This is a genomic window from Allobosea sp. 05T422_2 (assembly GCF_056396265.1).
In genome coordinates, this window is sequence record NZ_JBFTLD010000372.1 from 1 (window position 1) to 5,259 (window position 5,259).

Genomic DNA, 5,259 nt, shown 5'->3' on the forward strand with positions numbered 1-5,259 from the left:
AGCCTGCATCGTCAATGACGGCGTCGTTCACAACGAAGCTGCGTGGAACCAGGGTCGACGGCCGGAGGGCTTGGCGCATGGCATTGATTCCTCATGTGAAATCAACGCCAACCGAATCCAGAATTCCATCAAAAGTGAGTCAGAGCCAATATTGGACGCCGATCGGGGGGCAACATTGCGCGCCGTTCGACAGAAAGCGTGTGGCCCTTTTTACGTTTTTGCGRATCCCTGCATTTCCATGCGCGTTCCTCCGCCAGACTGCTCATGCCCCTGACGGGGCCCGCTGTGGAGGCCGCCGCGGGCCCTTTTTGGGCTCAGGGTTGCGGAGGACCGCAATGGCGACGGGAACGGTGAAGTGGTTCAAATGCCACCAAGGGATTTGGTTTTATCCAGCCTGATGACGGCGGGCACGATGTGTTCGTYCATATCAGCGCCTTAGGGCGTGCGGGATTGCGAGMTGCGCGACGGACAGAAAATCGCTTACGAGCTCTGGTCGCGGATCAACGCTCGGGAAAAACCTGTGCCGAGAACCTTAAGCCGGAATAACGCACCCTCCGAGTCTGGAACTGGATTCGAGTGTTTTTCAGGGTGCTGTTCTTCTCCACCCGGTTGGCATTTGGCGGCTAAGGACGGCGCGCTTTTCGGAGTACGATAACAGCCATCGCACGGGCCGAATTGAGGCGAGGCATCGAAATGTCACTTGACCTCTTGCACGAACTTCCAACTTCGTCAGTTCCGCCCGCATCTGCTCTGGCTGAGCTTCTCATTTCGCAGCTCTCTGCCCGAGGCCAAACGGTCGTTACAGCTGAATCCTGCTCTGCAGGCTCGCTGGCGCACCTTCTGTCTTCCGTGCAGGGCGCCGCGAACTCGCTCACCGGTGGATTTGTCGTCTATCGCAAGTTCGCGAAAGAGCGACTGCTGGGGATCAACCCGGAATTGCTTGCGGAATTTGGCGCGGTTTCTGAAGCGATTGCTCGCGCGATGGCCGTGAACGCCATTGAGCGCAGCGGTGCTGACTTGGCCATCGCTCTGACGGGCGTGACCGGGGTTGAGCCTGATGAAGACGGCAACCCTATTGGACGCGTCCACGTAGCCGCCGTCATGGCCGATGGAACGGTGAAGCACCGCCACTGTGAGTTCGGCAAATCGAGCCCAGATGTTCTACTGCACGCCGCGCTTCAGTCAGCGTTGCTTACTGCGCTCGATCTGATCGCTGAGCCGAAACACTAAAATCGCAGACACCAGCGCTTCCCTTGGCCCTCTGCGAGCAATCCACCCAAGCCTTGGTGCCGAGATCGGGACAGTCGCCGCCGTAAAGCGGCCATTGGTGTGCTGGTTTTCCCGTGCCGGATCTCGGACTGAAATTCTTCGGAGGGCCCCTTGCTCCGTATGTTTCGACCCCGCTGCTCCGAAAGGGGCAGCGGGCCTTTAGCCTGCGCCCGGCGGCATGGCCGTCGGCGATGGAGTAATCCGCGGGGTGCGGCGCTGTCGCGACGGCGGCCAACGTTCCCATCGCCTCTGAATTCGAGCGGCTGACCGCCGCAGATCGCCTGACCGGTGGAACCGGCTGCCTCCAGGCTTTCCTCCCTGAACTTAGCCCGTCGCTCCGAAAGGGGGGCTTTTTGCGTTTAGGCGGGCGCGCGGAGTACTTTTCCCGAGCCAGAAGCCTGGCGGTCCTCACGGCAAGACGGCGATCCGGGTCAGCAATGTGACTAGTTCCGCTTGGCGCTTCGTCTGGGTTTTAGCGAAGAGCGCGGAGAGTTGTGAGCGAACGGTGGATCGGCTGAGGTGCGAGCTGCGGGCAACATCCAACGGCACCTCGCCCCGCGCCATTTTCAGCGCAAGGCGAGTCTCGGCCATGGTCAGTCCAAACATGCGCCGAAGCATGAAGGGACTGGGCTCGAGATGTGCATCAAGATCGAGCAACATGACCACGCTCGTGCCGTCTGGCACGTCGCCCGTGGACTGATTGAGAACGAAAGGGGAGTCGTATTGATTCCAGATTACGATCCAGGCTAGTGGGCCAAGTGCCGGGCGGTTCGGCGCGCGCGCCAGCAATCGCTTGAAGGCGCACGTTAGCTGGTCGAGATCATGAACCGAGCGCGCCTCGCGGCCAAGGATAAGCCGGGCCGTGGCGTTAGCCTCGACGATCGTTCGGCGGTCCTTGAGGAAGATATAGCCGCAACCCACGCGGTCGAGCATGCTCAGAGCCAGGGCGCTGCGAGATTGGCTGTCGCGCGTGTCGGATCGTTCGTCCTGCTGAACAGCCGTCGCTTTCCTAAGTGTCGGATCAGAGATCATAGATCAAACCTCTCTTCCCTCGGTCGGGGAGCGCTGGCGACCGATGGCTTGCAACGTGAGAGCCGCGAAAAGGTTTCTCAATCATCGACCATCATCCGTTTGGACGGACTTGCCGGCGCGATGGACTAGGCGTGCGGGCCTCCGGCTCGCGACGACAGTGCGGACCGGGCAGCGCGAAGACATTTAACAATGTTAATGCGCGAGGCTCGGCGGTCTGCGATCATCTGTATCGTCGCCCGCTGAACTCAAATCTGGCAACACGCCCTAGTCGATTCTTGGCGGGAGTAGGATAGCTGCGGATGCCCCGGTAACGACTGTTAATTGGGGGGACGAATGATCGACGTTTCACCTCGTGGCATTTTAGTGAGCCGGGCGCAGGGGAAGGCGAGCTGGATCTATCACGTCCTGGTTCCATTGAAGGGGCACCRCTTTTTGTCTCAACTCGAGCGAATGGACCGATGGCTGAACGAGTGGGAGATTCCCTATGAAGTCGTTCCCAATCGGGCCGATGATTCGGGGTTGGTGGTCCGGTTCCCGAGCGAACGATTCGCCCGCGCCTTTATCTCCGCTCAGCTAGAAGACATCTCAAAGGTTTTGCCGACTTGCCGAACAATAGGCGGACAGCGTCTCAGCGCTCGGCACGGATCAGGAGCTCACTGAACGGGGTGATGCTTCGCGTGAACGGCGGCGGCTTTGACGAGAACCACCTCTAAAGCGGCCAAGACATCGGGACCTATCAGAAGTTCAAGTGTAGTCTCTGTATCTGTTTCGAGGTAAACCACCGCGCCCTCACCGGCGTCGCCACTGATGATCATCTGCTTCAGCTTCGTCACGGTGAAATTGAGATTTTCCGACAGCATCATTTTGTGATTTTCTCCCGTTCCGCTTCGATCATTCAGCGTTACGCTGCTGCATTGGGCCTTACCGGCCACGGCCAGCACATATTTTCCACTTCACAGCCGACCTCGTGGGCGACATGTGAGAGATATTGGGCCCGCGCCTCTGCCGTATCGGGCAGGCAATGCTGGTGTAGCCAATCGAAGTAGTCTTCAATTCTCAGGTTGACGATCTGGGCCGAACAACCGCTGGCCAGCAGATCCATCGCCTGGGCTACTGCCCGCGTCAGCCAGTCTTGATATGTGGGCGGTAGATAATCGCCATCTTTCATCTGGCGAAGTGGGACCTCATTCAGGGCTTCGTAGTCTTCTCGCCGAGATAGCCTCGGCAATGCCGAATTCCTGCGCTCGATGATCCCGCCTCATTCCGGCGCGATCCTTATGTGCGAGCAGGCCACGCTGACCGATCCAGAGCTCGTCGCGCTCTGCCGCGGTATCGTCGTTTCCGAGCAACGGGAGATCACACATACCGGCGATCAGCGATACTGACGCTCGCGGCACGACCGAGATCGGGAGCATCCAGGTCCTTGCAGAAACCCGTTTTCAGGCCTGGCAAGCCATGTCCGCTGCAGCGGCTTGGCGGCGCCGGGGCGAACCCGCGATATCTTCCTTGAGCAACTCGGTATTGATGGCGAAGGCGGCCGCCGCCCCCTCACCCGCGGCCACGATCGCGAACTGCACATGGTCGGAGGCATCGCCGGCGACATAAAGGCCCCGAATGCGTGTCTTGCCGTAGCCCGCCGTCTTCAACGGCTTTCGGCGGTCGGCCTCCAGGCCGAGCTCACGCGCCAATTCGAGGCGCGCCTGCCCCTTGGAGTGGAAGAACAGTGCRTCGACGGCCAGGTCCTCGCCAGCAGCGAATTGAATCCGCTGGAGTTGGCTGCCACGACCTTTCAGCCCCGTAACAGGCTCCTCGCGGGCGCCCGTCATCAGGGCAGCACTGCTGTTGCAGATGCTGGCCCTCCTCCCCGCAATGGCCCAGATGCCGGATCGAGCCCCAAACTCCAGCTCTTCGGCTCCATGTCAGGTACGGCCGGACAGCCATCCTGATTCAAATGACAACAGGGGCGTCGCTCGGGGCGAACCCGACAGCAACGCTCCCGCGCCCAATCTCGAGCGCTGCGAGGGCCTACTCACCCCGCCGAAATCCGGAGACGAGGAGATCGAAAAACCTGCCCCCGACACCGGGACCACCCCAGTCCTCCCACCTGGGAGCGTGCCGAAGCAGTCTCCGGAGTGAACCAGCGAGTTCGGTCGCGCCCTCCAATCATCGGCCAGCTCGTGCCCTCTCACTCACACTCGTCGCGTCCGCTCGCAATCCTGTCGGACAGGCGCGAGCACTTGGCCGTGTCGCACCGGAGTTGTGAGGGTGGCAGCGCCAGCCTGCCGCGTCGGCCATGACGAGCTTTGCGGGCAATCCTTCGATCAGAGCGTGAGCCTGCGGACAATCACCGCGTTGGCCGGCGGTCAGGACGAAGCGCACTGGGCAGCCCAGGCCTCTGACGGCCATATGGATCTTGGTGCTCAGGCCGCCGCGGGAACGGCCAAGGGCCTGATCTTGAGGCCCCCCTTTTTAGCGCCCGACGCGTGCTGGTGAGCGCGGATGATCGTGGAATCGACGATCAGATACTCGAAGTCCGGATCATCCGACATCGCCGCGAAGATGCGCCACCAGACACCCTTGTGGCTCCAGCGGCTGAAGCGGCGGAATACGCTGTTCCAGTCGCCGAAAACCTCCGGCAGATCGCGCCAGGGCGAGCCCGTTCGCACGATCCACAAGACCGCTTCCACGAACATCCGATTGTCGCGACCAGTCGAACCGCGCGTCCTCTCGTCGCCGATGATATGGAGCGATATCCGCTCTCATTGATCGTCCCGAAGAATCAGGCGGTCCAGAACACCCATGGCTGCCTCCAAAAGACAGCCTTGAATCACGCATCACCGCCCATGGGAATCTGGAGGGTTCTGTGAGGTCGCGCGGCACTGATCGTGGAGCGAGGCGCGGCGCGCGACCTCATTGAAGCCGGATTGAACGAAGCCGCCGGCGCGAGGGCCTATGGGT

At 61.0% G+C, this 5,259-nt stretch carries 6 protein-coding genes and 2 pseudogenes; 3 read left to right on the forward strand and 5 right to left on the reverse strand.

The genetic code is table 11. From position 1 onward, the window contains the following. Positions 1 to 335: 335 nt before the first annotated feature. Positions 336 to 546 (forward strand): annotated as a pseudogene (locus AC1DJT_RS34125) (cold-shock protein). Positions 547 to 693: 147 nt separating this feature from the next. Continuing rightward, positions 694 to 1,230, forward strand: coding sequence for a CinA family protein (locus AC1DJT_RS34130; RefSeq protein WP_476768880.1), 537 nt, complete (start codon positions 694 to 696; stop codon positions 1,228 to 1,230). 447 nt (positions 1,231 to 1,677) lie between these two features. On the opposite strand, the gene AC1DJT_RS34135 is transcribed toward AC1DJT_RS34130, so the two are convergent. The 3 genes from AC1DJT_RS34135 to AC1DJT_RS34145 form a co-directional block, all read right to left on the reverse strand. Next, positions 1,678 to 2,301 (reverse strand): helix-turn-helix transcriptional regulator, encoded by a 624-nt coding sequence (locus tag AC1DJT_RS34135; protein ID WP_476768881.1) that lies wholly within the window; start codon positions 2,299 to 2,301, stop codon positions 1,678 to 1,680. A gap of 653 nt (positions 2,302 to 2,954) precedes the next feature. Beyond that, positions 2,955 to 3,242 carry a hypothetical protein gene (locus AC1DJT_RS34140; RefSeq protein WP_476835817.1) on the reverse strand — a complete coding sequence of 96 codons (288 nt, stop codon included), beginning with the start codon at positions 3,240 to 3,242 and terminating at the stop codon, positions 2,955 to 2,957. Beyond that, positions 3,203 to 3,469 carry a hypothetical protein gene (locus AC1DJT_RS34145; RefSeq protein ID WP_476768883.1) on the reverse strand — a complete coding sequence of 89 codons (267 nt, stop codon included), beginning with the start codon at positions 3,467 to 3,469 and terminating at the stop codon, positions 3,203 to 3,205. Before AC1DJT_RS34145 ends, AC1DJT_RS34140 begins: the two co-directional genes overlap by 40 nt. 70 nt (positions 3,470 to 3,539) lie before the next feature. Between AC1DJT_RS34145 and AC1DJT_RS34150 the strand changes: the two genes are divergently transcribed. Continuing rightward, on the forward strand, positions 3,540 to 3,686 hold the full coding sequence (locus AC1DJT_RS34150; protein ID WP_476768909.1) for a hypothetical protein: 147 nt from the start codon (positions 3,540 to 3,542) through the stop codon (positions 3,684 to 3,686). A gap of 54 nt (positions 3,687 to 3,740) precedes the next feature. On the opposite strand, the gene AC1DJT_RS34155 is transcribed toward AC1DJT_RS34150, so the two are convergent. Next, positions 3,741 to 4,127, reverse strand: coding sequence for a hypothetical protein (locus AC1DJT_RS34155; RefSeq protein WP_476768884.1), 387 nt, complete (start codon positions 4,125 to 4,127; stop codon positions 3,741 to 3,743). 394 nt (positions 4,128 to 4,521) lie between these two features. Beyond that, a pseudogene (locus AC1DJT_RS34160) lies at positions 4,522 to 5,054 on the reverse strand (IS5 family transposase); the annotation flags it as partial. Positions 5,055 to 5,259 lie beyond the last annotated feature (205 nt).

What these genes read in the sequence shown, in the direction of transcription:
- AC1DJT_RS34130 (WP_476768880.1), top strand. Translation starts at nt 694, where the DNA reads ATGTCACTTGACCTCTTGCACGAACTTCCAACTTCGTCAGTTCCGCCC.
- AC1DJT_RS34135 (WP_476768881.1), bottom strand. Translation starts at nt 2,301, where the DNA reads ATGATCTCTGATCCGACACTTAGGAAAGCGACGGCTGTTCAGCAGGAC.
- AC1DJT_RS34145 (WP_476768883.1), bottom strand. Translation starts at nt 3,469, where the DNA reads ATGAAAGATGGCGATTATCTACCGCCCACATATCAAGACTGGCTGACG.